This window comes from Rhodanobacter umsongensis (assembly GCF_042654965.1).
Classification (GTDB): domain Bacteria; phylum Pseudomonadota; class Gammaproteobacteria; order Xanthomonadales; family Rhodanobacteraceae; genus Rhodanobacter; species Rhodanobacter umsongensis.
Genome location: NZ_JBHSMK010000005.1, coordinates 395,874 through 422,132, shown reverse-complemented (window position 1 = coordinate 422,132; position 26,259 = coordinate 395,874). Strand labels below are relative to the sequence as shown.

General features: G+C 69.0%; 27 protein-coding genes. 19 read left to right on the top strand and 8 right to left on the bottom strand.

The genetic code is table 11. The features are described from left to right. Nucleotides 1-26: 26 nt before the first annotated feature. The 3 genes from ACFPME_RS11015 to ACFPME_RS11005 form a co-directional block, all read right to left on the bottom strand. Entirely contained in the window at nucleotides 27-923 is an 897-nt protein-coding gene (locus tag ACFPME_RS11015; protein ID WP_377305152.1) for a universal stress protein, read from the bottom strand. A 24-nt stretch (nucleotides 924-947) separates the two neighbouring features. Further along, the gene (locus ACFPME_RS11010) at nucleotides 948-1,526 is read right to left on the bottom strand and encodes a GNAT family N-acetyltransferase (RefSeq protein ID WP_377305150.1); all 579 of its coding nucleotides are present in this window, start codon (nucleotides 1,524-1,526) and stop codon (nucleotides 948-950) included. 198 nt (nucleotides 1,527-1,724) lie between these two features. Next, complete coding sequence (locus ACFPME_RS11005) at nucleotides 1,725-2,483, bottom strand: cyclic nucleotide-binding domain-containing protein (RefSeq protein WP_377305148.1); 759 nt, start codon at nucleotides 2,481-2,483, stop codon at nucleotides 1,725-1,727. Nucleotides 2,484-2,744: 261 nt separating this feature from the next. Between ACFPME_RS11005 and ACFPME_RS11000 the strand changes: the two genes are divergently transcribed. Next, on the top strand, nucleotides 2,745-3,326 hold the full coding sequence (locus ACFPME_RS11000; protein WP_377305146.1) for a cytochrome b: 582 nt from the start codon (nucleotides 2,745-2,747) through the stop codon (nucleotides 3,324-3,326). On the opposite strand, the gene ACFPME_RS10995 is transcribed toward ACFPME_RS11000, so the two are convergent. Next, nucleotides 3,313-4,704 carry an MBL fold metallo-hydrolase gene (locus tag ACFPME_RS10995; RefSeq protein ID WP_377305144.1) on the bottom strand — a complete coding sequence of 464 codons (1,392 nt, stop codon included), beginning with the start codon at nucleotides 4,702-4,704 and terminating at the stop codon, nucleotides 3,313-3,315. The two genes, ACFPME_RS11000 and ACFPME_RS10995, sit on opposite strands and share 14 nt — an antisense overlap. A gap of 424 nt (nucleotides 4,705-5,128) precedes the next feature. Between ACFPME_RS10995 and ACFPME_RS10990 the strand changes: the two genes are divergently transcribed. The 5 genes from ACFPME_RS10990 to ACFPME_RS10970 are packed head-to-tail and all read left to right on the top strand — an operon-like array spanning nucleotide 5,129 to nucleotide 8,541. Beyond that, nucleotides 5,129-5,401, top strand: coding sequence for a PepSY domain-containing protein (locus ACFPME_RS10990; protein WP_377305142.1), 273 nt, complete (start codon nucleotides 5,129-5,131; stop codon nucleotides 5,399-5,401). A gap of 26 nt (nucleotides 5,402-5,427) precedes the next feature. Further along, nucleotides 5,428-5,979 (top strand): cytochrome b/b6 domain-containing protein, encoded by a 552-nt coding sequence (locus tag ACFPME_RS10985; protein WP_377305140.1) that lies wholly within the window; start codon nucleotides 5,428-5,430, stop codon nucleotides 5,977-5,979. Between the two features lie 49 nt (nucleotides 5,980-6,028). Then, on the top strand, nucleotides 6,029-6,703 hold the full coding sequence (locus tag ACFPME_RS10980; protein WP_377305137.1) for a winged helix-turn-helix domain-containing protein: 675 nt from the start codon (nucleotides 6,029-6,031) through the stop codon (nucleotides 6,701-6,703). Next, nucleotides 6,703-8,079, top strand: coding sequence for an ATP-binding protein (locus ACFPME_RS10975; RefSeq protein WP_377305433.1), 1,377 nt, complete (start codon nucleotides 6,703-6,705; stop codon nucleotides 8,077-8,079). The genes ACFPME_RS10980 and ACFPME_RS10975 overlap by 1 nt, the downstream gene beginning before the upstream one ends. A 39-nt stretch (nucleotides 8,080-8,118) precedes the next feature. After that, nucleotides 8,119-8,541, top strand: coding sequence for an OsmC family protein (locus tag ACFPME_RS10970; protein ID WP_377305135.1), 423 nt, complete (start codon nucleotides 8,119-8,121; stop codon nucleotides 8,539-8,541). 76 nt (nucleotides 8,542-8,617) lie between these two features. On the opposite strand, the gene ACFPME_RS10965 is transcribed toward ACFPME_RS10970, so the two are convergent. The 4 genes from ACFPME_RS10965 to ACFPME_RS10950 all read right to left on the bottom strand — a co-directional run bounded on the left by ACFPME_RS10965 (nucleotide 8,618) and on the right by ACFPME_RS10950 (nucleotide 12,976). Continuing rightward, on the bottom strand, nucleotides 8,618-11,149 hold the full coding sequence (locus ACFPME_RS10965; protein ID WP_377305133.1) for a cation-translocating P-type ATPase: 2,532 nt from the start codon (nucleotides 11,147-11,149) through the stop codon (nucleotides 8,618-8,620). 100 nt (nucleotides 11,150-11,249) lie between these two features. After that, entirely contained in the window at nucleotides 11,250-11,687 is a 438-nt protein-coding gene (locus ACFPME_RS10960) for a universal stress protein (protein WP_377305131.1), read from the bottom strand. A 60-nt stretch (nucleotides 11,688-11,747) separates the two neighbouring features. Next, the gene (locus ACFPME_RS10955; protein ID WP_377305128.1) at nucleotides 11,748-12,185 is read right to left on the bottom strand and encodes a universal stress protein; all 438 of its coding nucleotides are present in this window, start codon (nucleotides 12,183-12,185) and stop codon (nucleotides 11,748-11,750) included. Nucleotides 12,186-12,214: 29 nt separating this feature from the next. Next, the gene (locus tag ACFPME_RS10950) at nucleotides 12,215-12,976 is read right to left on the bottom strand and encodes a glucose 1-dehydrogenase (RefSeq protein ID WP_377305125.1); all 762 of its coding nucleotides are present in this window, start codon (nucleotides 12,974-12,976) and stop codon (nucleotides 12,215-12,217) included. Between the two features lie 177 nt (nucleotides 12,977-13,153). On the opposite strand from ACFPME_RS10950, the gene ACFPME_RS10945 reads away from it, so the two are divergent. From ACFPME_RS10945 to fabB, 13 genes are all read left to right on the top strand, one after another. Next, entirely contained in the window at nucleotides 13,154-14,401 is a 1,248-nt protein-coding gene (locus ACFPME_RS10945) for an NnrS family protein (protein ID WP_377305123.1), read from the top strand. Nucleotides 14,402-14,523: 122 nt separating this feature from the next. Next, nucleotides 14,524-16,041 carry a copper-containing nitrite reductase gene (gene nirK / locus ACFPME_RS10940; RefSeq protein ID WP_377305119.1) on the top strand — a complete coding sequence of 506 codons (1,518 nt, stop codon included), beginning with the start codon at nucleotides 14,524-14,526 and terminating at the stop codon, nucleotides 16,039-16,041. Nucleotides 16,042-16,213: 172 nt separating this feature from the next. After that, the gene (locus tag ACFPME_RS10935) at nucleotides 16,214-16,969 is read left to right on the top strand and encodes a formylglycine-generating enzyme family protein (protein WP_377305431.1); all 756 of its coding nucleotides are present in this window, start codon (nucleotides 16,214-16,216) and stop codon (nucleotides 16,967-16,969) included. A gap of 10 nt (nucleotides 16,970-16,979) precedes the next feature. Beyond that, a complete protein-coding gene (locus ACFPME_RS10930; RefSeq protein WP_377305117.1) occupies nucleotides 16,980-17,549 on the top strand; it encodes an SCO family protein in 570 nt (189 codons plus the stop codon). Nucleotides 17,550-17,736: 187 nt separating this feature from the next. After that, entirely contained in the window at nucleotides 17,737-18,987 is a 1,251-nt protein-coding gene (locus ACFPME_RS10925) for an alginate export family protein (protein WP_377305115.1), read from the top strand. 76 nt (nucleotides 18,988-19,063) lie between these two features. Beyond that, nucleotides 19,064-19,351, top strand: coding sequence for a DUF2249 domain-containing protein (locus tag ACFPME_RS10920; RefSeq protein ID WP_377305113.1), 288 nt, complete (start codon nucleotides 19,064-19,066; stop codon nucleotides 19,349-19,351). After that, a complete protein-coding gene (locus tag ACFPME_RS10915; RefSeq protein ID WP_377305111.1) occupies nucleotides 19,332-20,585 on the top strand; it encodes a hypothetical protein in 1,254 nt (417 codons plus the stop codon). The genes ACFPME_RS10920 and ACFPME_RS10915 overlap by 20 nt, the downstream gene beginning before the upstream one ends. Continuing rightward, on the top strand, nucleotides 20,582-21,001 hold the full coding sequence (locus tag ACFPME_RS10910; protein ID WP_377305109.1) for a putative zinc-binding protein: 420 nt from the start codon (nucleotides 20,582-20,584) through the stop codon (nucleotides 20,999-21,001). Before ACFPME_RS10915 ends, ACFPME_RS10910 begins: the two co-directional genes overlap by 4 nt. Further along, nucleotides 20,982-21,842: a ubiquinone anaerobic biosynthesis accessory factor UbiT gene (gene ubiT / locus ACFPME_RS10905; protein WP_377305107.1), complete on the top strand. Its 861-nt coding sequence runs from the start codon at nucleotides 20,982-20,984 to the stop codon at nucleotides 21,840-21,842. The genes ACFPME_RS10910 and ubiT overlap by 20 nt, the downstream gene beginning before the upstream one ends. Before the next feature lie 34 nt (nucleotides 21,843-21,876). Beyond that, nucleotides 21,877-22,902, top strand: coding sequence for a quinolinate synthase NadA (gene nadA / locus ACFPME_RS10900; RefSeq protein ID WP_377305105.1), 1,026 nt, complete (start codon nucleotides 21,877-21,879; stop codon nucleotides 22,900-22,902). Next, complete coding sequence (locus ACFPME_RS10895) at nucleotides 22,899-24,347, top strand: L-aspartate oxidase (RefSeq protein ID WP_377305103.1); 1,449 nt, start codon at nucleotides 22,899-22,901, stop codon at nucleotides 24,345-24,347. Before nadA ends, ACFPME_RS10895 begins: the two co-directional genes overlap by 4 nt. 135 nt (nucleotides 24,348-24,482) lie before the next feature. Continuing rightward, nucleotides 24,483-24,998, top strand: a complete 516-nt coding sequence (gene fabA / locus ACFPME_RS10890) for a 3-hydroxyacyl-[acyl-carrier-protein] dehydratase FabA (RefSeq protein ID WP_377305101.1) — start codon at nucleotides 24,483-24,485, stop codon at nucleotides 24,996-24,998. A 1-nt stretch (nucleotide 24,999) separates the two neighbouring features. Continuing rightward, a complete protein-coding gene (fabB, locus tag ACFPME_RS10885) occupies nucleotides 25,000-26,208 on the top strand; it encodes a beta-ketoacyl-ACP synthase I (RefSeq protein WP_377305099.1) in 1,209 nt (402 codons plus the stop codon). Nucleotides 26,209-26,259: the final 51 nt, after the last annotated feature.

Below are 26,259 nucleotides of genomic sequence, written 5' to 3'. Positions count from 1 at the left end.
CGGACCCCAGCGCGCGCATCCGCCCGCTAGTGCCGCATCAACACGGGGATGTCCGCACCTTCCAGCACCTGCCGGGTAGCGCCGCCAAAGAAGCGTTCGCGCGTCGGCGACTGGCCGTAGGCGCCCATCACCAGCAGGTCGACCTGCCCATCGCGGGCCTCCTTCAGCAGCAGATCGCCGGCCAGATCGGACGAGGCGCGAATGTATTGCGGCCGCGCGGTGATGTGGTGGCGCAGCAGATAGACGAACGGATCGAAGTGCGGCAGGCGGCCATACGCATTGCGCGATCCGCGCACGTCGCCATCGATCAGCGTCACCTGCTTGGCCATCCTCAGAAACGGCATGGCGGCGTGGATCGCGCGGATCGATTCGAGGCTGCCGTTGCAGCCGATCACGACGCGCTCGAAGCGGATTTCCCGGTTCCATCGCGGCGGCAGGATCAGGCATGCCAGCTGGCAGCCGAGGATCGCCTCGCCGAGTACGTCGAGCAACCCGGACTGCGCCACCATGTCCCGCTCGATGACCGCCAGGTCGTGCCAGGCGCCGAGATGCCGCAGCGTCTGGGCGACGCCCACGCCGCTGGTGGTCCAGGTCGCTGCGGCCACGCCGGATTGCCGCGCGAGCGAGCCGAAGGCGGCAAAGGCGTCGACGTCGTCGGCATGCGGCTCCGCCAGTCGGCCCGGTGCGGCGGGGCCGCCCTCGCCCTCGCTGTCGCGCAGCATTCGCGCCGAGGGCTCGATGAAACATCCAGTCAGGTTGCCGCCCCAGCGCGCCGCTATGGCCGAGCCGGCGACGGCGGCGGGACTCCACGGGTCGGTCGAGGTCACCAGCGCGAGCACGTCACCCGGGCGAGCGAACGACGCCGCCGGATCGAGGGCGAAGTCGGCCATGCCGGCATCGTGTTTTTGGGGATGCATGGACATGGCGGTATCCCGGCGGGGCAACGATCAGAGATCCAGCGTGTGGATGACCTGGGTCGAATCGCCCGGGTCGAGCCGGCGATGAAAACCGAGGTAGTTGGCCAGGTCGCGCATCGCCTCGTTGTCGGCGGCATCGAGTGAAACCATCTGCTTGAAGCCGTTCCTGCGGGCGAGATCGATCAGGTGCCGCATCAGCAGCGCGCCGAGGCCGCGCTGGCGCCAGTCGTCGGCCACGGTCACCGCGCATTCGCAGTGGCCGGGTTCGTCGGTGGCGCTGTAGCGGCTCACACCGACTTCGCGCAGCTCGCCGTTGTCGTGGGCCAACGCGACAAAGGCCATCCGCTGATCGTAGTCGACATCCATCAACTGCTTGATCAGTTCCGGGCTGGCCTCCTTGAATCCGCCCATGAAACGGAACCGGCGCGAGTCCGGCGACAGCCGGTGGATGAAGTCTTCCTCGCGCTCGCGATCCTCTTCCCGCAATGGGCGAATCAGCACTCGCGTGCCGTCGGTGAGGGATTCGATCCAGTGGGTGCCTTCCAGCTTCCCGAAGGAGATGGCGGAGGCGTCGTCAGCGCGGGCTTGGGGTTGGGGGATGTCGGTCATGGCATGACTCTCGCTGCGGGTGATCGCGCGGCTCCGATACCCGGCTGGCGGGCACGGCGACCGGGTTTCTGCACGAATGCATTTGTACGCCGGCAGCGATCGATGCCAGTTGACCTCCGTCAAGTGGTGGCCATGTCACGCTGCCGTTGCGAGGCCCCTGTGCAGTGAAAGGACGATGGCGGCGTGTGACGCGAGAGCTCAGCCGGCGTCCTTGCGTTTCGATGCGGCATCGGCGCGGCAGAGACCGGCCAGCAGGTCGGGCCGCAGGACGCGCACGGACTTGCGGTTGACCTCGAGCACACCCATTTCCTCCATGCGCGAAAACAGCCGGCTCACCGTTTCGACCACCAGGCCGAGATAGTTGGCGATGTCGTAGCGCGACATCGGCAGGTTGAGCGCAGTGCTGTCGCGCTGCAGGCGCTGGTAGCGGTCGGCCAGGCTTCGCAGGAAGGTGGCCAGTTGTTCCTGCGCCTGCTGCCGGCCCATCATCACCAGATGCCGGTGTTCCTCCACCACTTCACGGCTGATCACCCGCATCAGTTGGCGATGCAGCGCGGGCACCTCGCTGGCGACCTGCTGCAGCTTGGCATAGGGCAGCTCGCAGACGCTGGAGCGCTCCAGCGCCTCCGCCTGGCTGACGTGCCGGTCCGATGCCAGCGCGTCGAAGCCGATGATCTCGCCGGGCAGGTGGAACGCGAGGATCTGCACGTCCCCCGCCTCGTTCTGCACGAAAGTCTTCAGCGAACCGGAGCGCACCACGTAAAGCGCATCGAACTTGTCGCCCTCGCGGTACAGCATGGCGCCGCGGTCCAGCATGCGCTTGTCCTTTACCGTGGCATCCAGCCGCTGGAGGTCGGCCACGCCGATGCCGGCCGGCAGGCACAGCTCGTGCAGTGCGCAGGAGCCGCAGCTGCGACGCAGCTGGTTGAGGTCGAGCACAATGGCGGCAGGTTCCATCGACGCCTCTCGCACGGGCGGGCACCGCCAGCCATGGGGGTTCCGGTCCCCGAAAACTTAGCACAAGGCTGTGGTGTTGCCGTGAGGACAGGCCGCATGCGGCAAAACGACGCGAATAGCGGCGCCAGCCATCGCTCGCGAACTTGACCGGGCTCAAATCGGCGCGCCGCCGGAGATGGCATGCTGGCGACGTATGAACCGGCCAGTGCGGGTTGGTCGTGGATCAACAGAGCGCGACCGAAACCGTTGCCGAGGATTGCCATGAACTGGAAGAACACCACCGATCGCTACGGCTCACTGTCGATCGCCATGCACTGGCTGATGCTGCTGTTGCTGGTGGGTGTGTATGCCTGCATCAACCTGCGTGGATTGTTTCCCCGCGGCAGCGACCTGCGCGAGGGCCTGAAGACATGGCACTTCATGCTGGGGCTGACGGTGTTCGCGCTGGTGATCCTGCGCCTGGCCATCCGCTGGCTGGGCGACGCGCCCCGCATCCAGCCACAGCCCGCGCTTTGGCAGCGGCGTCTTTCCGGGCTGATGCACTTGGCGCTGTACGTCTTCATGATCGCGATGCCGCTGCTGGGCTGGCTCACCCTCAGCGCCGCGGGCAAGACGGTCCCGTTCTTCGGTGTGCAGTTGCCGGCCCTGGTCGGGGCCGACAAGGCACTTGCCGATTCGGTCAAGGAGCTCCACGAAACCATCGGCACGATCGGCTACTACCTGATCGGCCTGCATGCGGCGGCAGCCTTGTTCCATCACTACGTGGCGCGCGACAACACCTTGTTGCGCATGCTGCCGCGACGGAGCGGACCGGGTCGCGAGGCTCCGCTCAGCCGATCTTGATCGGCTCGTGCAGGCCCGGCAGCTGGCAGCTCACGCCGCGCGTGGTCAGGCAGTCGCGCATCGCCTGCATGCCGCGTTCGTATTCACCGTGCACCAGCAGCACCTTGCGGCGGGGCGCGTCGCCCAGCCAGGCCAGCAACGCCGGTTGGTCGGCGTGTGCGGAGAATCCGTTGATCGTCCACACCTGCGCGCGTACCACGATCTCCTCGTTGAAGATGCGCACGGTCGCCGCGCCGTCGACGATCCGGCGCGCCAGCGTGCCCTGCGCGGCATAGCCGACAAACACCACGCTGCTGCGGTCGCGCCACAGGTTGTGCTTCAGGTGATGGCGCACACGCCCGCCATTGCACATGCCTGAGCCGGCCAGGATCACCGCGCCGTCCTCGATGCTGTTGATCGCCATCGACTCGCTGGTGTCGCGGGTGAAGTGCAGGCCGGGCATGGCGAACGGGTCGCCGTGCCGCAGTTCGGCAAGAAAGGCGTCATCGAAGCACTCCGGGTGGCGCCGGAAGATCTCGGTGGCGGAGATCGCCATCGGCGAATCCAGGAACACCCGCATGTGGGCCGGGATCGCTCCGTCGCGGATGCCCTGATGCAGGTAGTAGAGGATCTCCTGCGTGCGTTCCAGTGCGAAGGTGGGGATCACCACGTTGCCACGGCGGTTCACCGTATGGCGAATCGCCCGGTACATCTCCTCGATGGAATCGCGCACCGAGCGATGCGGGCGATCGCCATAGGTGGTTTCCATCACCACGTAGTCGGCCGCGGGGGCGGGCACTGGATCGCGCAGCATCGGCCGGCCGGGGTTGCCCAGGTCGCCGGAGAAAAGCAGGCTGCGGTGCAGCGTGCCGTCGTCGACGTCCAGCAGGATCGAGGCCGAGCCGAGGATGTGGCCGGCATCCAGGAAGCGTGCGGTGATGCCATCGGCGACGGGCACGGTTTGGTTGTAGACGACATCCGGGCCGAAGAAATCCAGCGCGTGCAGGGCGTCATCCAGCGTGTACAGTGGAGGCGTCGCCGCTTCGCCGCGGCGGTTGGCACGCTGCGAGCGGCGTGCGTCCTCCTCCTGCAGGCCGGCGGCGTCCAGCATCACCACCCGTGCCAGCTCGCGGGTGGCGGCGGTGGTGAGGATCCGTCCGCGAAAACCCCGGCGCACCAGCAACGGGATCCGCCCGCAGTGGTCCAGGTGGGCGTGGGTCAGCAACAGCGCGTCGATGGCGGCCGGGTCGAAGCCGAACGGCTCGGCGTTGGCCCGCTCGACCTCCTCGCCACCCTGGAACAGGCCGCAGTCGATCAGCACGCGACGGTCGTTGCAAGTGATCAGGTGGCAGGAGCCGGTGACCTGCTTGGCGGCGCCGTGGCAGCTGTAGATGATCATGAATGTATCGCCTGTGCCGGTAGCCGTTCGAACGGTTCACGGACGCACTGTCGCAGGGTGCGTCGGCGGCCGGGTTGACCGGCGTCAATCCGGAGGGTCGGTCGGCGGTGAAGGCAGTGCCGATCGGCACTGCCTTGTCCGGCGGTTCGTCGCCGCTGCCCGGTTGGAGATCCGCAGCGCGGCGATCGCGGCTGGGTATTGCCGCCCGTGCCGGCGGTCGGCCCTGGCCGCGCTTGCGGATGGCCAGCGTGGTCCCGGCATCGACCACCTGTTCGACGATCCGCGGCCGCGCCGATCCGGTCTGCGCTCCGGACCGCCAACGGTATCCGCGCGACGCTCCGGGTCGGCAGGCCTCTTAAGACCCACATAAGCCGTCCCGGTTGCAATGCACCCAAGGCAATCATGCCGAAACCGGAGGCACACCATGAAACGCATCGTCATCGCACCCCTGTTCCTTGCCGCCGCCGCGCTGTCGGCGTCCGCCTTCGCCGCACCGCAATGCACCAGCGCACCGCGTGCGCAGTGGCTGACCGAAGCGGCGATGAAGCAGAAAGTCCTCGACCAGGGCTACGCCATCAAGGTGTTCCAGGTCACCGGCAACTGCTACGAGATCTACGGCAAGGACAAGGCCGGCAAGAACGTGGAGATCTACTTCGACCCCACCGATGGCCGCATCGTCAAGAAGAAGGGCGGCTGATCAACCACTGACGCGAGGACAAGCCCATGAATGCCATGGTCAAGGTGTGGGACCCGCTGGTACGCGTGTTCCACTGGTCGCTGGCGGGCTTGTTCCTCGCCAATTTCTTCACCGAGGATGGCGAGCTGGTCCACCGCGGGATCGGCTACGCCGTGCTGGCCCTGCTCGCCGTGCGTTTCGTGTGGGGCTGGATCGGCACACGACACGCGCGCTTCGGCGACTGGGTGCCCGGCCCGCGCCGCGTGCGCGATTACCTGCGCGCACGCCTGGCCGGTCGGTCGCGGCGGCAACTGGGGCACAACCCGGGCGCGGCGGTAATGATCCTGGCCCTGCTCGCCGGCGTGTTGCTGGTAGGCGTGAGCGGCTGGCTGCAGACGACGGACACATTCTTTGGCGCCGGCTGGCTGGAGGACCTGCACGAAGTGCTGGCCTATGGCGTGCTGGCCCTGGTTGGCGTGCACGTGCTGGCGGCGGTGGGCGAAAGCGTCCATTACGGCGAGAACCTGATCGCCGCGATGATCCACGGCCGCAAGCGCGCGCTGGAGCACGACGATGCCGCAGACGAGCGCCTGCGATGAATTGCCTCAGGTCAAGCGGAGCGCGCGCACCGCTGACTAGAATCCGGCCATGCGCATCCTGCTAGCCGAGGACGACCGGGCACTGGGGCAGGCGCTGGCCGAAGGCCTGCGCCGGCTCGGCTATGCGGTGGACTGGATCACCGACGGCAGCCAGGCCGCCGCCGCGCTGACCGACACGACCTACGCCGCCGCGGTGCTGGACTGGAATCTTCCGCGCAGCAGCGGGCCGGTGATCATCGCCGGCATGCGCCGGCGCCGGGATGCCACCCCGGTGCTGCTGCTGACCGCCCGCGACGAGCTCGCCGACCGGGTCGCCGGGCTGGATGCGGGCGCCGACGATTACGTGGTCAAGCCGGTGCACCTGGACGAGCTCGCCGCCCGCCTGCGCGCGCTGCTGCGCCGGGCCGATGGCCAGGTCGAGCCGGCGATCCGCGTAGGCCAGCTCGAAGTCACCCCGGCCGCGCGCATTGCCACGCTGGAAGGCGCGGCGCTGGACCTGACCGCGCGCGAATACCAGCTGCTGGAAACCCTGGTGCGCCATCCCGGGCGTGCCTACTCGCGCGAGCAACTGGAAGAAGCCCTGTACGGCTGGGACCAGGAAGTGGCCAGCAACGCGGTGGAAGTGCACGTCCATCACTTGCGCCACAAGCTCGGGCCGGGCTGGATCCGCACCTTGCGCGGCATCGGCTACGCGATCAGCCGGCCCGATGGTCCGGCCGCGTGATGCGCCCCTCGCTCAACCGGCGGCTGGTGCTGCGGCTGGTGGCCGGCATCGTGCTGGTGTGGTGTGCCGCCGGCGGCTGGCTGGCCTGGCGCAGCCTGCACGAGGTCGACGAGATCTTCGACCAGATGCTGGTGCGCACCGCGGCCAGCGTGTTCGCGGTGATGCCCGACACGTCGGCACGGTTCGGCGCGGTGCGCCTGCCCGAGAGCCAGGCGCTGGACTCCGACGCCACCGCGCATCGACCCGCCATCACCGTGCGCGATGCCCGCGGCCAGCTGTTGGTCGGCAGTGCCGAACTGCCCGCGCTGAGCTTCGATCCGGGCGACGCGCACTTCCATTCAGTCGCCTACGGGCCGCGGCGCTGGCGGGTATTCCAGCGTTGGGATGCTCGTCGGGAGTATTGGATCCAGGTCGCCGCGCCGCTGGACGAACGTGACGAGCTGATGCGCAAACTGCTGGCGCCGGCGCTGCTGGCTCTGCTGGCTCTGCTGGTGCTGGTGCCGCCGATGGTGTTCGCCGGCTTGCGCAGCGGACTGAAACCGCTGCGCAAGCTGACCCGCAGCCTGTCCGCCGGAACCGGCCCGATGACGGCTTCGCTCACCGACGAACGCGTGCCGGTGGAGCTGGCGCCGTTCACCGAGGCGATCGATCGGCTGGTCGATCGCCTCAAGCTCAGTCTGGAGCACGAGCGCCGCTTCACCGCCGACGCTGCCCACGAGCTGCGCCATCCGCTGGCAGCATTGCAGCTGGAGCTGGACCTCACCGGGCGCAGCGATGATGCGGCCACCCGCGCGCTGCACCTGCAGCGATCGCAGGAGGCGCTCGACCGCATGCAGCGGCTGGTGACCCAGCTGCTGCTGCTGGCGCGCGTCGAGAAATTGACCGAGCTGGACGACGCTGGCCCGTTGCGCCTGGCGAGCGTGGCCGAAGCCGCGCTGCGCGACGCCAGCGAGCGGGCGGCGGCGCGCTCCATCGAGCTGTCGCTGGACCACGAGGGCAACGACTTCGTGCTGGGCAGCCGCGGCCTGCTCGGCATCCTGGTGCAGAACCTGCTCGACAACGCCTTGCGCCACGTGCCCGACCACAGCCAGGTGAACGTGCGCGTCGGTGGCCATGCCGACCGGGTCACCCTCGAGGTGGATGACGACGGCGCCGGCTTCGCGCCGGCCGATATCGCGCGGCTGGGCGAACGCTTCCACCGCCCCGACGGCAGCGTGGGCGAGGGCAGCGGGCTGGGCCTGTCGATCGCCCGGGCGATCGCGCAGTTGCATCGCGGCGAGCTGGCCTTCGGGCGTTCCGCGCTGGGCGGCGCACGAGTCGGCCTCAGCCTGCCGCGCATCGCCGGCACTGCGCCGCACGTACCCGGTTATGTCTGAGCCATCGGGGCCGCTCAGCCGGCGCCCACGGAGAATCCCATGACCGAAACCACCCGCAAGCTGAGCTTCCAGGTCACCGCACGTCGAACCGACGCCCACGGCAGCGTTGCCCGCTGCAAGGATGCCGAACTGTCGCTGGACACCGACCTGGCCGGGCGCACGGATGCGTTCAACCCCGCCGAACTGCTGCTGGCCGCGGTGTCGGCCTGCATGATCAAGGGCATCGAGCGGGTCACGCCGATCCTGAAGTTCCAGTTGCGCGGGGTCGAGGTGCGCGTGCGTGGCGTTCGCCAGGACGTGCCGCCGCGCCTGGAATCGATCGACTACGAGATCCTGGTGGACAGCGACGAGAGCGAGCAGCGACTGGCCCTGCTGCACGACAATGTGCGCAAGTACGGCACGGTGTTCAACACGGTCGCGCCGGGCACCCGCCTGTCCGGCGTGCTGCGGCGGGCAGGTTGAAAGCTGAAGCGCGGCCAGGGCCGTGGACTCGTGCGACATCGCCGCCATGCGCGGCACCAGCGCGTGCGTGGACAGCTCAGTGTGCCGCCGCCTCGCGCAGGCTGCCGCGCGTGCTGCGGCGCAGGAGTTCCAGCCACACCACGGCAGCAACCAGCATCCCGGCAGTGGCAAGCAGCATGAACACCCCGGGCACCGCCAGCCCCATCACCTGGCGAAAGAACGGTGCCCCGACCGCGATCCCCAGCAGCAGCGTCACGCCGCCGAACATCCGCGACAGCCAGGGGTTTTTCGCCGGGATGCGCGCCAGTGCGGGGCGGGACAGGTCGCGGTTGGCCAGGGTCAGCAGGAACAGGCCCAGCACCAGGGCGATGAACACGGCGCTGCGGCCTTGCGCAGCATCGAGGCCCCGGCCGAGCAGCAGGCCGTAACCGGAGAGCAGGATGCCGGCGAAGCCCAGTCCCTGGGTCACCGCGTAGCGCAGGTTGGCGGCGGCGAAGGGAGACTCCCATGCGGCGCGCGGCGGTCGGCGCATGATGTCATCGGCCGCGGGCTCGGCCTCGAACACGATCGAGCAGGCCGGATCGATCAGCAGTTCCAGCAGCACGATGTGTACCGGCATCAGCAGCACCGGCCAGTGCAGCAGGGCCGGCACCAGCGCGAGCGCGATGATCGGCACGTGCACGGCGAACACGAAGCGTGTTGCCTTGGTGATGTTGTCGTAGATGCGCCGGCCCTGGCGGATCGCGCTGACGATGCTGGCGAAGCTGTCGTCCAGCAGCACCAGCGCAGCGGCCTCGCGCGCCACGTCGGTACCGCGTTCGCCCATCGCGACGCCGACGTCGGCAGCCTTCAGCGCGGGTGCGTCATTGACGCCGTCGCCGGTCATCGCCACCACCTCGCCGCCCTCGCGCAGCAGCTGCACCAGCCGCAGCTTCTGCTCGGGCTTCAATCGTGCGCACAGGTCGACCCGTTGCAGCCGCAGGCGCAACGCATCGTCGTCGAGGGCGTCGATCTCCGGGCCGGTGATCACTTCGGCGCGGTCGCTCAGCCCGACCTGGCGCGCGATGGCGCGCGCGGTGACCGGGTGGTCGCCGGTCAGCATGATGATGCGCACCCCTGCACTGCGGCATTCGGCGATCGCGGCGGGTACCTCCGGGCGCGGCGGATCGATGAATCCCACCAGACCCAGGAAGCGGAACGTGAAGTCGTGCTGGTGCTGCGGCCATGTGCTGCCCTGCCACTCGCCGCGTGCCACGCCCAGTACGCGCAGGCCACGCGCGGCCATCGCCTCCACCCGGTCGTGGATCGCCGCGGCCTCGGCGGCAGGCAGGTGACACAGGTCGGTCACCGCCTCGGGCGCACCCTTGGTCGCCAGCAGGTGTTGTGCGCGCGCCTCGCCGCGGAACACGCGGGTCATCGCCAGGATGTCCGGCGACAGACCGTATTCCATTTCCGGCGACCACTGCGCGTGCACGTGCTCGGTGCCGGTGAGCCAGTGCAACCCGAAGTGGCTGATCGCCTTCTCCATCGGGTCGAAGGGATCGGCCGGGGTCGCCAGCATGGCGAACTCGACCAGTTCGTGGAACGGCTCGGGCAGCTCGGCTGCGTTCTCGTCGTGGCAGCTGTCGTCGGTCAGGCGCAGTTCGGCCACCTGCATGCGGTTCTGCGTGAGTGTGCCGGTCTTGTCCACGGCCAGCACCGAGATCGCGCCCAGCGTCTCCACCGCGGGTACGCGCCGGGTCAGCACCTTGTGCTTCGAGATGCGCCACGCGCCCAGCGCCAGGAACACGGCGAGGATGACCGGGATCTCTTCCGGCAGGATCGCCATGGTGAGCGCGACGCCCGACAGCACGCTTTCGATGAAGGTATGTCCGTCCCACAGCCAGCTGAGCAGGCTGTAGGCGATGGCCAGCAGCAGGCCGGCGATGGCGAGGTTGCGAACCAGCTGGCGGGACGCCTGCTGCAGGCGGGATATCGGTTCGGCAGTGCTGGCCAGCGCCTGGCCGATGCGCCCCACCGCGGTGGCGGTGGCGATCGCGCTTACTTCGGCGACACCCACGCCGCGGGTGATCACGGTGCTGGCGAACAGCTGGCCGCCTGCCTCGCCGGGCGACTTGGTGACCGGCGCCGACTCGCCGGTCAGCAGCGATTCGTCGACGTCCAGGTTGCCATCGCGCAACATCGCGTCGGCGGCGACCCGGTCGCCTTCGTGCAGCACCAGCAAGTCGCCGCACACCACCTCGCGTCCGGGGATGCGGATTTCCTGTCCGGCGCGAATCACCAGGGCGCGCGGCGCCGACAGTTCGCGCAGCGACTCCAGCGCGCGTTGCGTCTTGCGCTCCTGCACCAGGGTGATGCCGATGATCACGAATACCGAGGCGAGCAGGAACGCTGCCTCGGCGCGGTCGCCCAGTGCCAGGTACAGGCCCCCCGCCACCAGCAGCATCAGGAACATCGGCTCGGTGAGCACGTTGAAGGCGATCGCCAGGATCGGCTTGGGCGTGCTGCCCGGCAGCAGGTTGGGCCCCTGCGCGGCCTGCCGCCGCGCCGCCTCGGCCGGCTCCAGCCCGGTCAGACTGGCGAGGTGGGGAGGTTTCATGCTGCTCATGCGATCTCCTGGTGGGGCGCTTCGCTGTGCGGGGAGGGCGGTTGCCTGTTCACCCGGCCGCACCAGGCGCGACGCGTCGATCGCAGTGGGTGCCTGTATGTCAGCGACAGACCAGCACCGGCACGTCGGCCAGCAGCAGCGCCTTCTGCGTCACGCTGCCCAGCAGCAGTTTCTCGATGCCGTGCCAGCCGTGCGTGGCCATCACGATCAGGTCGCAGTGGTACTTGGAGACGGCGGCGGCGATGGCGGTATACGGGCGGCTGTCGATCTCGTGGCTGGTCGTGCAGGGTACGCCGGCGGCGTCGGCGCGCCGCTGCACCTCGGCCAGCACGCGCTCGGCGCTGGCCACGGCGCGCTCGACGTACATCGTCTCGTTGGCCTGGGCGATCGCCGCGAAATAGGTCACTGCCGGGAACGGTGGCAGCACGTGCAGTGCGTGGACGCGGGCGCCCAGAGCGGCGGCCAGCGCGATGCCGGTATCGACTGCGCGCAGTGACAACTCGGACCCGTCGACGGGCAGCAGGATGTGCTTGAACATTGGGTGACTCCTCGGATACATCGCGGCGTTCGGCCGGCGCGGACGCCGGTTGGCGCCAGTTCAACGGCAGACCAGCACGGGGATCTCGCTTTCCAGCAGCACCTTGTGCACCTCGCTGCCCAGCAGTAGCCGCGTGATGCCGCGCCAGCCGTGCGAGGCCATCACGGCCAGGTCGCAATGCTGTTCGCGCGCGGTGTTGATGATCGCCTCGTGCGGGCGATCGTCGAACACGTACTCGGTGGAGCACGCCACCCCGGCCGCCTCGGCCAGGCGGCGCACCTCGGCAAGGTAGTGCTCGGCGCGAGCGGTGGCGTCCTGGGTGTAGGTGATTTCGGTGGCCGCCAGCATTTCGGCCATGTAGGAAATGGTGTGATACGGCGCCACCACGTGCAGCGCGTACACGCGCGCGCCACAGGTCTTGGCCAGATCGATGCCGAGCTTGGCGGCGCGCAGCGACAGGTCCGAGCCGTCGGTAGGCAGGAGAATGTGCTTGAACATGGCAGTGTCCTCGTCAAGGGGGGGCCGCTTCAGCGGCAGGTATAGCCGCCATCGATGACCAGCTCGCTGCCGGTCACGAACTTTGCTTCGTCCGAGGCGAGGTAAACCACGCCCCAGGCGATGTCGTCGGGTTCGCCCATGTGGCCGAGCGGATGCAGCGCGCCCACCTCGCGCCGGTGCTGCTGCACGTCGCCGCCCATCGCACCCAGATGCTGTTCCACCAGCGGCGTCCAGATGAAGCCGGGGTGGATCGAGTTGACCCGGATGTGGTCGGCGGCGTAGATCAGCGCATCGGTCTTGGTCATCAGCCGCACCGCGCCCTTGGACGCGTGGTAGGGCGGCAGGTCGGGCGCGCCGACCAGGCCGTAGATCGACGACAGGTTGATGATGCTGCCGCCGCCGGCCGCGCGCAGCGGCGCGATCGCGTGCTTGGTGCAGAAGAACACGCCCTTCACGTTGACCGCCTGCACCCGGTCCCACTCGGCTTCGGTGAGCTCGTGGGTCGGCTTGTTGGCGCCGGCGATGCCGGCATTGTTGACCAGGACGTCCAGCCGTCCAAACGCCGCCACGGTGCCGGCGATCGCGGCTGCCACCTCGGCCTCCACCGACACGTCGGCGTGCAGGTAGCGCGCGTTGGCGCCGAGTTGCGCGGCCAGCTTGTGCCCGGTGTCGTCATGCAGGTCGGCAATGGCCACTCGCGCGCCGGCTTCGATCATGCGGGTGACGCAGGCCGCACCGATGCCCACCGCGCCGCCGGTCACCAATGCCACCTTGCCGCTGAGCCTGCCCATGGTCGTGTCTCCTCGAATGGTGCATGCAGCGTGCGCGAGGCGGTGCTCGCCGGTGTTGACCGGGGTCAATTGAACGCCACGTCGCGGGGCGCGGGCGGGGCGGCTGATGCAGGTCATGGCCGGTGCACCCGCCAATCTGCCACCATGGCGAATCGTTCTTATTCGAGCTGGCCCGTCATGGCTGAATCGCCCACTTCAACGGTCAAGCCAGCGACGTTCGCCGAACTGCCGGCCCTGCTCGCCTCGGCGCCGCACCGGCTGCTGTTTCTGGCTGGCTCCGTCGCGGTACTGCTGAGCATGGCGTGGTGGGCGGTGGAGCTGACCTGGATGCGTTTCGGGCTGGGCAGCTGGCCGCAGCCGACGATCCCGCCGGCGTATGCGCACGGCATGCTGATCCAGTACGGGATGTTTCCGCTCTTCATGTTCGGTTTCCTGCTGACGGTGTTTCCGCGCTGGTTGAACCGGCCTTCGCTGCCGCGTTCGCGCTACGTGCCGGTGGCTGGCCTGGTGTTCGGCGGCTATGTGCTCGCCAGCGTCGGTCTGCTGGACCTGCCGTGGCTGCTCAAGGCCGGCATCGCGATGATGCTGGCCGGCTACCTGCTCGGGTTGGCCACGCTGGCCTCGGTGCTGCGTGCGTCGCGTGACCGCAACGACCACGCGCGCTCGTGCGTGCTGGCGCTGGCGCTGGGCACGCTCGGCCTGATCGCGTTTCTGGGCTACCTGTTCGGCGCGCCGGACGAGTGCGCGCAGCTGGCCGTGCGGCTGGGCACCTTCGGCCTGCTGCTGCCGATCTTCTTCTCGGTGACGCACCGCATGCTGCCGTTCTTCAGCGGCAACCTGATCAAGGGCTATACGGTGGTGCGCCCGCGCTGGAGCCTGCCGGTGGTGTGGGTGCTGCTGCTGGCGCATCTGCTGCTGGACTGGCGCGGCGCACCGGGATGGCTGTGGCTCACCGATATTCCGCTGGCCCTGGTGTTCGCCTGGCACGCGCTGGCCTGGCAGCCGTGGAAGGCGATGCGGCCGGGCGTGCTGGCTGTGTTGCACCTGTCGTTTGCGTGGCTGCCGGTGGCGTTCGCGTTGTATGCCGTGCAGGACGTGATCTACGCCAGCAGCGGCCAGATGCTGTTCTTCCGCGCGCCGTTGCATGCGCTGGCGATCGGCTACTTCGGCTCGATGCTGGTGGCGATGGTGACGCGCGTGACCCAGGGCCACTCGGGCCGGCCGATGCAGATGGGAGCGGTGCCGTGGGTGTGCTTCGCGCTGCTGCAGTTGGTGGTGCTGGTGCGCATCCGCGCCGAGTTCGGCGGCGACGTATACCTTTGGCTGGTGATCGCCGCGTATGGCTGGCTGCTGGCGTTCCTGCCGTGGGTGCTGCGCTCGGCGTGGATCTACCTGACCCCGCGGGCGGACGGCAAGCCTGGTTGAGTCGGTCATCGTCGACTGCGGCAGGGTGACGCATCGCGCTGCCGAATCACTCCCGTTTGACCCAGATCAGACGGGTCATACTGCGTTCCCATAGGCTGGAAGCCGAACCCAGGAGAACGTAGATGACGCGTCCACACCTTTACCTCGCTGCCGCCGCAATGCTTGCGCTGGCGGCGTGTTCCGGCAAGCCGTCGGCCTCGTCCGGTCCGGCCGCCACCTCACCCACGGCAAGTACCTCGGTTGCCTCCGAGCGAGGCGACTTCGGTCCGCCGCAGGGCGAGCCGATCCACGCCGTGCTGACCAGCCCGCCGCATGTGCCGCCACCGATCCACCGCAACTATCCGGCCAAGGTGATCGTGGAGCTGGAGGTGATCGAAAAGGAAATGCCGATTTCCGAGGGTGTGAACTACACGTTCTGGACCTTCGGCGGCACCGTGCCCGGCAGCTTCATCCGCGTGCGCCAGGGCGACACGGTGGAGTTCCACCTGAAGAACAACCCCAACGACAAGATGCCGCACAACATCGACCTGCACGGCGTGACCGGGCCGGGCGGTGGTGCGGCGTCCAGCTTCACCGCGCCGGGGCACGAGTCGCAGTTCACCTTCAAGGCGCTCAACCAGGGCATCTACGTCTACCACTGCGCCACTGCGCCGGTCGGCATGCACATCGCCAACGGCATGTACGGGTTGATCCTGGTCGAACCACCGGAAGGCCTGAGCCCGGTCGATCACGAGTACTACGTGATGCAGGGCGATTTCTACACCACCGGCAAATATCGCGAAAAGGGCCATCAGCCGTTCGACATGGAAAAGGCGATCGACGAGCACCCGACCTATGTGCTGTTCAACGGCAAGGAAGGCGCGCTCACCGGCGACAACGCGCTCACCGCCAAGACCAATGAAAAGGTGCGCCTGTTCGTGGGCAATGGCGGGCCCAACCTGATCTCCAGCTTCCACGTGATCGGCGAGATCTTCGACAAGGTGCAGCCCGAGGGTGGCACGGTGGCGCAGCACAATGTGCAGACCACGCTGATCCCGTCCGGCGGTGCCGCGATCGTAGAGTTCCACACCGACGTGCCGGGCAGCTACGTGCTGGTCGACCACTCGATCTTCCGTGCCTTCAACAAGGGTGCGCTGGGCATCCTTAAAGTGGATGGCCCGGAGAACAAGTCGGTCTACTCGGGCAAGGAGGTGGACTCGGTCTACCTGGGTGACCGTGCCGGCAGCAACCTGCAGGCCGTGACCACCGCCGCCACGGCGCATGCCGCCGGTACGCTGACCAAGGAAGACCAGATCGCCGCGGGCAAGCAACTGTTCGCCGGCACCTGCTCGGTCTGCCACCAGGCCAACGGCGAAGGCTTGCCGAATGTATTCCCGCCGCTGGCGAAGTCTGATCTTCTCGCGGCTGATCCCAAGCGCGCCATGACCATCGTGACGCACGGCCTGACCGGCAAGGTCACCGTCAACGGTCACGAATACGATTCGGTGATGCCGCCGATGTCGCAGCTGACCGACGACGAGGTATCGAACATCCTGACCTATGTACTGAACAGCTGGGGCAACCCGGGTGGCCAGTTCAGCAAGGACGACGTGGCCAAGGCCCGTGCGGCCGCGGCACCGGCGCCGGCGCCGGCACACTGAGATGCGCGCACCGGCACTGGCATGGTTGTCGGCCCGGGCGGCAGGAGCCGCCCGGGCTGCCGAGCCCGCCGCGAGGCGCCCATCCGTGCCGCCTCATGGTTCGTGGAGCCGGCATGGGCTGGCCGATCGTCGAAAGTCTGCCCCTGCACGACGAGCCTTCCGCCTTGGGTGGCTGCTGCCCTGGGGATTCCTTGGTCTGCTGCTGGCGCTGCCGGCAGCGGCGGTGGAATACGCCGCGCTGCCGGGAGGCACGTTCACCAGCGTGTTGCCGGCAGACGGCAAGACGGCGCCAGCGCAGGTCGCGCCGTTCCGCCTGCGCACCGAGCTGGTGACCAATGGCGAGTTCCTGGCGTTCGTGAAGGGCCACCCGGCGTGGCGGCGCGACCAGGTGCCGCGCATTCTTGCCGATGCACGCTACCTCACCCAATGGGGGGCCGCCGACGCACTGGGCGACGAGGCGCTGCCGCGTCAGCCGGTGACGCGGGTCAGCTGGTTTGCCGCGCAGGCCTATTGCGAAAGCGAGCAGGCGCGTCTGCCGAGCTGGTACGAGTGGGAGTTCGCGGCAGCGGCCGATGCCACCCGCCGCGATGCGCGCGCCGATCCGGCCTGGCGCGAGAGCATCCTTGGCTGGTACTCGCGGCCCTCCAGCACGGCGCTGCCGGAAATCGGCGGGGCCGCCAACATCTACGGCGTGCACGACATCAATGGCCTGGTCTGGGAATGGGTCGATGACTTCAATGCGCTGATGGTCGCCAGCGACAGCCGCGACCAGGGCGATCCTGACCTGCTGAAGTTCTGCGGCGCCGGCGCGCTCAGCATGCAGGAAAAAGAAAACTACGCCGTGCTGATGCGCATCGCGATGCTGTCCGCGCTTAAGGCCGCCGACACCACCAACAACATGGGCTTCCGCTGCGCGAAGTCCGACTGAGGAACCTGCCATGAAACGCCTGCTGTCTTTTCTTGCCATGCTCCTGCTGCTGGGCGGCAGCGCCCACGCAGCGCAGCCGCTGCCGGGCGATTCGGTCTATCAGCTGCCGGTGCGGCTGACCGACCAGGACGGCCGACAGCAGATGCTGTCCGCGCGGCGCGGCCGGCCGCAACTGGTGACGATGTTCTATACCTCGTGCAAGATGGTTTGCCCGCTGATCATCGACAGCCTGCGGCTCACCCGCAACGCGCTGGACCCGTCGATCCGCTCGCAGATCGACCTGCTCGCGGTGAGCTTCGATCCGGCCAGGGACGACGTCGCCACCCTGCGCAGCTACGCCGACAAGCGCAAGCTGGATCCACGCTTCTGGACCCTGGCCCGCGCCGAGCCGGCGCAGGTGCGGCAGCTGTCCGGCGTACTCGGCCTGCAGTATCGGCAATTGCCGGATGGCGAGTTCAACCACAGCAGCGAGTTGATCCTGCTCGACGCCGAGGGCCGCATCGCGGCGCGCACCAACGTGATCGGCAGGCTCGACCCCGCCTTCGTCAAGGCGATCACCGAGACCGTTTCCAGGCATTGAGCCTCCCGCGATAGGGACGTCCATACGTCCGCCGTACATCCAGGCGCCGCCGTCATGGCGGCGTTCTCGTGTGCGTGGCCGTGGCGTGTTGTCACAGCCGGCGTGTTCATCGTGCCGGCCTGACCGCGGTCAATTTGCCGGTGCCCCGGTGTGCGCAGACTGCGCGCATCCACAAGGGGACACCACGATGAAAACGACACGCAGGATTCTTTCCGTCGCATGCCTTCTGGCCACGGCGATGGCCGCACCATCGGTCCGGGCCGACGGCGGCACGCAGGCAGCGCCGGTCAACGCGCCACTGCAACTGGAATGGGATGCCCGTCTGCGCCACGAGCAGGTCGACGACGACGCCTTCAGCCGCGATGCCATTGCCGACACCTTGCGTCTGCGGCTGGGTCTGCGCGCAAACTTCGGCGAAGGCTGGAGCGCGTTGCTGGAAGGCGCCGGCGTGGCCAGCGCCGGCCAGCACTACAACAGCGGCGCGAATGGCCGCATCGCGTATCCGGCGATCACCGACCCGCGCGGCAGCGAACTCAACCAGGCCTGGCTGGCGTGGCAGGGCGACGCGTTCGGCGTGACCGCGGGCAGACAGCGACTGCTGCTGGACAACCAGCGCTGGGTCGGCAACAGCGGCTGGCGCCAGCACGAGCAGACCTACGATGCGGTGGCGTTGCAATGGCAGCCGCTGGCCGCGTTGACGCTGCGCTACGACTGGCTCGATCGCGTGCACCGCGTGGCTGGCCGCGACGCGCTCAACCCGCTGGCGCGCGAGCGGCGACTGAATACCCATCTGTTGAACGCAGCGTGGATGCAGGGCGCGCAGCAATGGGTGGGTTATGCCTACCTGCATGAGGACCGCGACGTGGCCAGCGCGTCCAGCGAGACCTATGGCCTGCGCTGGACCGGCAAGACACCGCACGATAGCAACGGTCCGGGCTGGACGCTGGAGGCAGCGCGGCAAGTCGACTACGCCAACAACCCGTTGCACTTTGCGCATCGCTACTGGTTGCTCGAACCGACCTGGACGCTGCAAGGGATCACCGCGAAGCTGGGCTGGGAGCACCTGGGCGGCAACGGCCGCCATGCCTTGCAGACGCCGCTGGCCACGCTGCACGCGTTCAATGGCTGGGACGACCAGTTCAACGTCACGCCCGCCGGCGGCCTGGAAGATCGCTATGTGGGCGTCGGCGGCAACCTTGGCCATGCCGGGCCCGCCAGCAAGCTGGGCTGGGCAGTCTCGTACCACGACTACCACGCCGATCACGGTGGCCGCTACGGCAGCGAGTGGGACGCGTCGTTGAGCTATCCGCTGGCGACGGGTCTCGGTGGCTTGATCAAGGTGGCGGACTATCGCGCCGACGGCCTCGGTCGCGACGGCGCCAAGCTGTGGCTGCAACTCGAATGGCATGGACAACAGCCCTTGGCGAACGCGCGTTGAGCGGTGATGGCGACCTTGCCGCGGCGCGTTGACTCAAATCAGCGCGCCTGCACCCGTGTTGGGTTGATATAGCGCCATGCAAGCATTCCCGTCGTTGCACCCACGCCGCGCCGACAACGCCGTGCCGGCCGAACTCGATCTGCGCGGGCTGCCGCCTCCGGAGCCGATGCTGCGCGCGCTGGCAGCGGCCGATGCGTTGCTGCCGGGGCAGGCGGTGCTGGTGCTCACGCCGCTGTTGCCGATGCCCTTGCTCGATGCGCTGGCGTCGCGCGGGCTGCTCGCGTCGGCGTCTGCGCTACCCGCCGGCGGCGCGCGCGTGCTGATCCGCCGCCGGGAGGATGACGATGGCCCGACTGGCGATTGATCAGGCGCCCGCTGCCTCGCTGCCGCGCCGCTTCCTGCTGAGTGCGCCGCTGTGGGGGATGTTCGCAGGCGCGTTGTTGCTCGCCGACGGCGATGCCCTGCTGCGCTCGCGCTGGCATCCGGCCGCGCTGGCACTGGTGCACGTGTTCACGCTCGGCGTGCTCGGCAACGTGATGTTCGGCAGCGTGCTGCAGTTTCTTCCCGCGGCTGCCGGGGTGCGGGTGCGCGGCGGCATGCTGTGGGGAGCGCCGCTGCATGCGCTGTTCAATCTCGGCGCGTTGCTGCTGGTGGCGGGGCTGCATCAGAACTGGCATGCGGCGCTGCTTGGTGCCGGGGTACTGCTGCCGCTGGCTTTCGTGCTGCTGGCCGCGATGACCTTGCCCGGCCTGCTGGCAGCGGCCGGGCAGCGGCTGCTGCGCGCGGGGCTCGGCGTGGCGATCGCTTCCGGTGTGCTCACCGCGCTGCTCGGTGGCGCACTGGCGCTGGCTCTTGCTGATGGGCGGGCATGGCCGGTGATCGCCCTTGTCGACGTGCATGCCTGCTGGGGCGTGCTGGGTTGGATGGTGGTGTTGCTGGCCAGCGTGGCGCGGGTGGTGATGCCGATGTTCCAGGGCACCGCAACGCCTCCCGCGCGGTGGCAGGCGCTGTGGCTCGGCAGCACGCTGGCGATGCTGTGCGGCACGGCATGGTGGCGCTTGACCCACGCCGACGCCCGCTGGCTGGCCGATGCGGTGGCGCTGCATGCGACGCTGTTTGCGTGTGCCGCGCTGTGGCTGCAATCGCGCGTGCCGCGGCAGCGCCGCAACCCGCTGCTTGGGTGCTGGCGCGCCGGACTGGTCGTCCTGCTGCTGGCAGCGTTTGCCCTGGTCGCCGGGCCGCGCGGCGGACTGCTGGCGGGGGCACTGGGACTCGGCATCGCCTTGCCGCTGCTGCTGCTCGGCATGTCGCTTGAGATCATCGCCTTCATCGACTGGATCGACCTGCATCGGCGTTGCGGCCGTGGCGTGCACCTTCCCGGTGTGCAGCGCCTGCTGCCGGACAGCGACAAACGCGGTGTGCTGCTGGCGCAACTGCCGCTGCTGCTGTTGCCGGCCGCGGTGCTGTGGCCTTCGGCCTGGCTGGCGCGCGGCGCCGGGCTGGCGCTGCTGCTCGCGTGGCTCGGCGCGTGGTCGGCGCTGCGTGGCGTACGCAGGCGGGCGAATGGTTTTCTGTTGACGCTGGAGGATCGTCCGTGAGCACGAGGTTGCCGCTTGTCTATTCCTGTTCCGGCTGTTCGAGCGCGGCGCAGATGGCCAACCATCTGGCGCTGAAGCTGGATCGCGAAGGCATCGCCGAGATGTCCTGCATCGCCGGCGTCGGCGGTGGCGTCAGCGGCCTGGTGCGCACGGCGCAGAGCGGGCGTCGCATCCTGGCGCTGGATGGCTGCGTGCTCAAGTGCGCTGCGGCCTGCCTGGCGAATGCAGGCGTGGTCGCCGACACGCACCTGGTGCTGTCCGATTACGGTGTGCGCAAGCGCCAGCACGCCGATTTCAATCTCGCCGAGGCGCAGCGGGTATATGCGGCCGAGGTACGCCCGGCGGTGCAGGCCCTGCACGAGGCCATCACCACTCGACCATCCACGGAGCCCGCCGATGCTGCCGCCCAGCCCTGAGCGTCTCGCGCTGGCGCACGTGCGCGGTGTGATCGATCGTGTCGACGATGGCCTGATCGTGCTGCTCGCCGCCCGCCGTCGGCTGGTGCGCGTGGTGGCGGCGCTGAAGCCACGCGCCGGCGTGCCGCCGCGCGACCCGGCGCGCGAGCGGCAGGTGCGCAGGCGCACGCAGTCGCTGGCACATCGGCTGGATCTGCCGGCAGATACCGCGACGGGTGTGCTGGACCTGGCGATCGTCGATGCCTGTCGCCAGCAGGGCATGGCAATTGACCTTGATCAAGGCGCGCTCACGCCGTCTCCCGCCATGATGCCGCCCATCATGTCCGACACGCTTTCCTCCCGATCCCGCGCACTGCATTGGCTGCGCCTGCTGCCGCCGCCGCGCCGGTTTGCGCCGCTGCTGCGCACGCTGCCGCGGCGCTGGCAATCCAACCTGCTGGAGCGCGCGATGGCGCGCGTGCTCGCCATGCCGCTGCAGGACGGCACGCTGGATTTCATGCGTGGTCGCCGGCTGGGAATCGAGGTGAGCGACCTGCAACTGTGCTGGGTGCTGGAACTGCGCGATGGACGCCTGTGCGTCGGCGACGGCGCGCCCGAAGCCAGCGTGCGCGGCAGCGCCACCGACCTGCTGCTGCTGGCCAGTCGGCTGGAAGACGCCGACACGCTGTTCTTCCAGCGCGCACTGGAACTCACCGGCGACACCGAGCTGGGCCTCACCGCGCGCAACCTGCTCGAGCGGTTGCCGTGGGAGTCGGTGCCGCTGGGCCTGCGCATCGCGCTGAACCGCGGCGCGCGCTTCGCCCGGGCCGCCCGCGCCGCACACCGCGGCGAAGCCGCCTGAGCCATCCCGTTCCCTCCCCTGAAAAGCGATCACGATGAGCGCCTCCGCAACGCTGCCCGAGCCGGTCTGGCGCGACGAACTCGAACACGAGTACGCCGCGCTGGCCGAGCGCCTGGAACCGCTGGTGCCGTGCCTGGAGATACCGCTGCACCTGCCGTGGATCGACGCCATCAACAAGCTGAAGAAGCAGCGTGGCGCGGTGATCATGGCGCACAGCTACCAGTCGCCGGAGATCTTCCACGGCGTGGCCGACATCACCGGCGATTCGCTCGGGCTGGCCCAGGCCGCCGCCGACTGCGATGCCGACCTGATCGTGTTGTGCGGGGTGCACTTCATGGCCGAGACCGCGAAGATCCTGGCGCCGCACAAGACCGTACTCATCCCCGATCCCGAAGCGGGCTGTTCGCTGGCCTCGTCGATCACCGCTGCCGATGTGCTGGCACTGCGCGCGCGGCATCCTGGCGTGCCGGTAGTGAGCTACGCGAATACCTCGGCCGCGGTAAAGGCCGAATCCGATGCGATCTGCACTTCGGCCAACGCGGTGCAGGTGGTCGAGGCGATGGGCAGCGCCAAGGTGATCTTCCTGCCCGACGAATACCTGGGCCGCCATGTCGCCGGCCAGACCCGGGTCGAGCTGGTGTTGTGGCGCGGCCGCTGCGAGGTGCACGAGAAATTCACCGCACAGCAGGCGCGCCATGCGCGCGAACAGTTCGACGCCTTGCTGGTCGCCCACCCCGAATGTCCGCCCGAGGTGCTCGCCGAGGTGGATTTCGTCGGTTCCACCACGGCGATGGGCAAGTGGCTGGAACGCGAGAAGCCGGCACGCGTCGCGCTGATCACCGAGTGCTCGATGGCCGACAACCTGCGCGCGCAGTTCCCGGCCACCGAGTTCATCAAGCCATGCAACCTGTGTCCGCACATGCAGCGGATCACCTTGCCGAAGATCTACGAAGCCCTGCGTGACATGAAACACGCCGTGGAAGTGCCGTCGCACGTGGCCGGGCGCGCCCGCGCGGCGCTGCAGCGGATGCTGGCCGTGGGCCGGCGCGAATCCGTGTGAAGCGCGAGCGTCGACCCATCGTGGTGGTCGGCGGCGGCGTGGCCGGTCTGGTCACGGCGCTTGCCGCGGCGCCATCGCCGGTACGCCTGCTGTGCCGCGCGCACGATGGCAGCGGCAGCGCCAGCGCGCTGGCGCAGGGTGGCATCGCCGCCGCGCTCGATCCCGACGACAGCACCGCCGCGCACGCTGGCGACACCATCGAGGCAGGCGCCGGGCACAACGACGCGGCCGCCGTGCGATGGCTGACCGGCGAGGCCCCGGGCACCATCGCCTGGCTGCAGCAGCAGGGCGTGCGCTTCGACCGCGGCGCCGACGGCCGCTTGCAGCTGGGCCGCGAGGGCGGCCATGGTGCCGCACGCATCGTGCACGCCGGCGGCGACGCCACCGGTGCGGCGCTGGTGCACGCGCTGCGCGCCCGGGTGCAGTCGTCGGCGCATGTGCAGTGGCGCGGCGGCGTCGATGTCGACGCGTTGTTGTTGCGCGACGGCGCCGTGGTCGGCGTACGCACCTGCGACCAGCGTGGCCGCCAGCAACACATCGACGCCGCCGCGGTAGTACTCGCCACCGGCGGCATCGGTGCGCTGTTTGCACATACCAGCAATCCGGCCGGTGCGGACGGTGCCGGGCTGGCGCTGGGTCTGGCCAGCGGCGCCGCGCCTCGCGATCTGGAGTTCGTGCAGTTTCATCCCACGGCGCTGGATGTCGGCGGCCATTGTCTGCCGCTGATCACCGAGGCCCTGCGCGGGGCCGGTGCGCGCCTGCTCGATGCCGCCGGGCAACCGCTGATGCGCGGGCTGCATCCGCTGGGCGACCTGGCGCCGCGCGACGTGGTGGCCCGCCGTGTCTGGCAGGTGCAGCGCGCGGGCGGCCGCGTGTGGCTCGATGCGACGGCGGTGGGTGGCGACTGGAGCCTGCGCTTTCCCACCGTGCTGGCGGCGTGCCTGGCGCATGGTTTCGATCCACGGCAGGTGCCGTTGCCGGTGACGCCCGCCGCGCATTTCCACATGGGCGGCATCGCCACCGACCTGGATGGGCGCAGCACGCTGGCCGGCCTGCACGCGGTGGGTGAAGTCGCCTGCAATGGCGTGCATGGCGCCAACCGGCTGGCCAGCAATTCGCTGCTGGAAGGGGTGGCATGCGGCCGCCGGCTCGGCGCCGCGCTGGCGATTGCCGCGCCGGTGCGCGGCGGACCGGGCAGCCATCGCTGGGTCGAGCGTGGCGACGGCTTGCCGCCGGCATCGCTGGCCGCGTTGCGCACGCTGCTGTGGCGTGCCGCCGGCCCGGTGCGCGAGGCATCGTCGCTGCGCGATGCATGGCGTGCCTGCGCCGCGGCCGCGGACGCCGGCTGGCAGATGCGTCTGGCCAAATCGCTGCTGCGCGCGGCCGCGCTGCGCCGGGGCAGCCTCGGCGCGCATTGCCGGCTCGATCGCGGCTGCCCCGGCTGAGGTGGCGCGCTGCGGCGATATGCCCCACGCCGCAACGCCCGCCACGGCCACCACAGGCGGCGCTGGCTGACTATTGTCAAGACGCGCGCAGACCCAGTTGGGCATACTGCAGCTTCCTTATCCAGCGAGCTTTCCATGACCCGTCCATCTTCGTTCGATTATGAACAACTGCTGGCCTGCGGCCGTGGCGAACTGTTCGGCGACGGCAACGCGCGACTGCCGGCGCCGCCGATGCTGATGTTCGACCGCATCACGCAGATCGCCACCGAAGGCGGGGCCTACGGCAAGGGGCTGATCCACGCCGAACTGGACATCCATCCGGAGCTGTGGTTTTTCGGCTGCCATTTCATCGGCGATCCGGTGATGCCCGGTTGCCTCGGGCTCGATGCCATGTGGCAGCTCAGCGGGTTCTTCCTGCCCTGGCTGGGTGAGCCAGGCCGCGGTCGCGCCTTGGGCGTGGGCCAGGTAAAATTTTCCGGACAGGTGATGCCGGACGCGAAGCTGGTGCGCTACGAAATCGATATCCGCCGCGTGATGCGCGGCAAGTTGCGCATGGTGATCGCCGATGGCAAAACCTTCGTCGATAATCGTCTGATCTACGAGGCCAGTGACATGCGCGTGGGCCTGTTCCAGTCCACTGAGGGCTTTTGAGATGCGCCGCGTCGTGGTGACCGGCATGGGCATCGTGTCGTGCCTGGGCAACCAGCCGGGGGTGGTATCGCGCGCGCTGCGCGAGAGCCTCAGCGGCATCCGCGCCATGCCCGGCTACGCCGAGCTCGGCCTGCGCAGTCAGGTGGCGGGCGTGCCGCAGATCGACCTGGATGCCGAGATCGACCGCAAGCTGCGCCGCTTCATGGGTGACGCCGCCGCCTACGCCTACGTGGCGATGCGTTCGGCGATCGCCGATGCCGGGCTTGCCATCGAACATATCTGCCACCCGCGTACCGGCGTGATCGCCGGCTCCGGCGGCGGCTCGCCCAGGTGGCAGATCGAGACCGGCGACCTGCTGCGCAACAAGGGCGTGCGCAAGGTCGGCCCGTTCATGGTGCCGCGCACGATGTGCTCCACCGTGTCGGCCACGCTGGCCACCGCATTCGGCATCCTTGGCCTGAGCTATTCCATAGCGGCGGCCTGCGCCACCTCGGGACATTGCATCGGCGCCGCGGCGGACCTGATCCGGCATGGCGCGCAGGACGTGATGTTCGCCGGTGGCGGCGAGGAAGAACACTGGGGCATGACCGCGCAGTTCGATGCCATGGGCGCGCTGTCCACCGGCAGCAACGACACGCCGCAGCGGGCGTCGCGCCCGTATGACGTCGCCCGCGACGGCTTCGTCATCGCCGGCGGCGGCGGCATGCTGGTGCTGGAGGAATACGAGCATGCCCGTGCCCGCGGCGCCCACATCCATGCCGAGCTGGTCGGCTACGGCGTCACCTCCGACGGCGCCGACATGGTGGCGCCGTCCGGCGAAGGCGCGGTGCGTTGCATGCAGATGGCGCTGGCCAACGTGGACGCGCCGATCGACTACCTCAACACCCATGGTACGGCCACGCCGCTGGGCGACATCGTCGAGCTGCAGGCGGTGCGCAATGCGTTCGGCGACGGCGTGCCGCCGCTGTCCTCGACCAAGGCGCTGACCGGCCATTCACTCGGAGCGGCCAGCGTGCACGAGGCGATCTACAGCCTGCTGATGCTCAACGAAAGCTTCATCGCCGGCTCGGCCCACATCGACGAGCTGGACCCGCGCGCCGAAGGATTCCCGATCGTGCGCGCGAGCCGCGACGCGCAGCTGCACACGGTGATGTCCAACAGCTTCGGCTTCGGCGGCACCAACGCCAGCCTGGTGTTCGCCAAGGCGTGATGGCCGCACCTGCGTCGCTGCCGCAGGGCCCGCCCGCGGGTTCCTGCACGC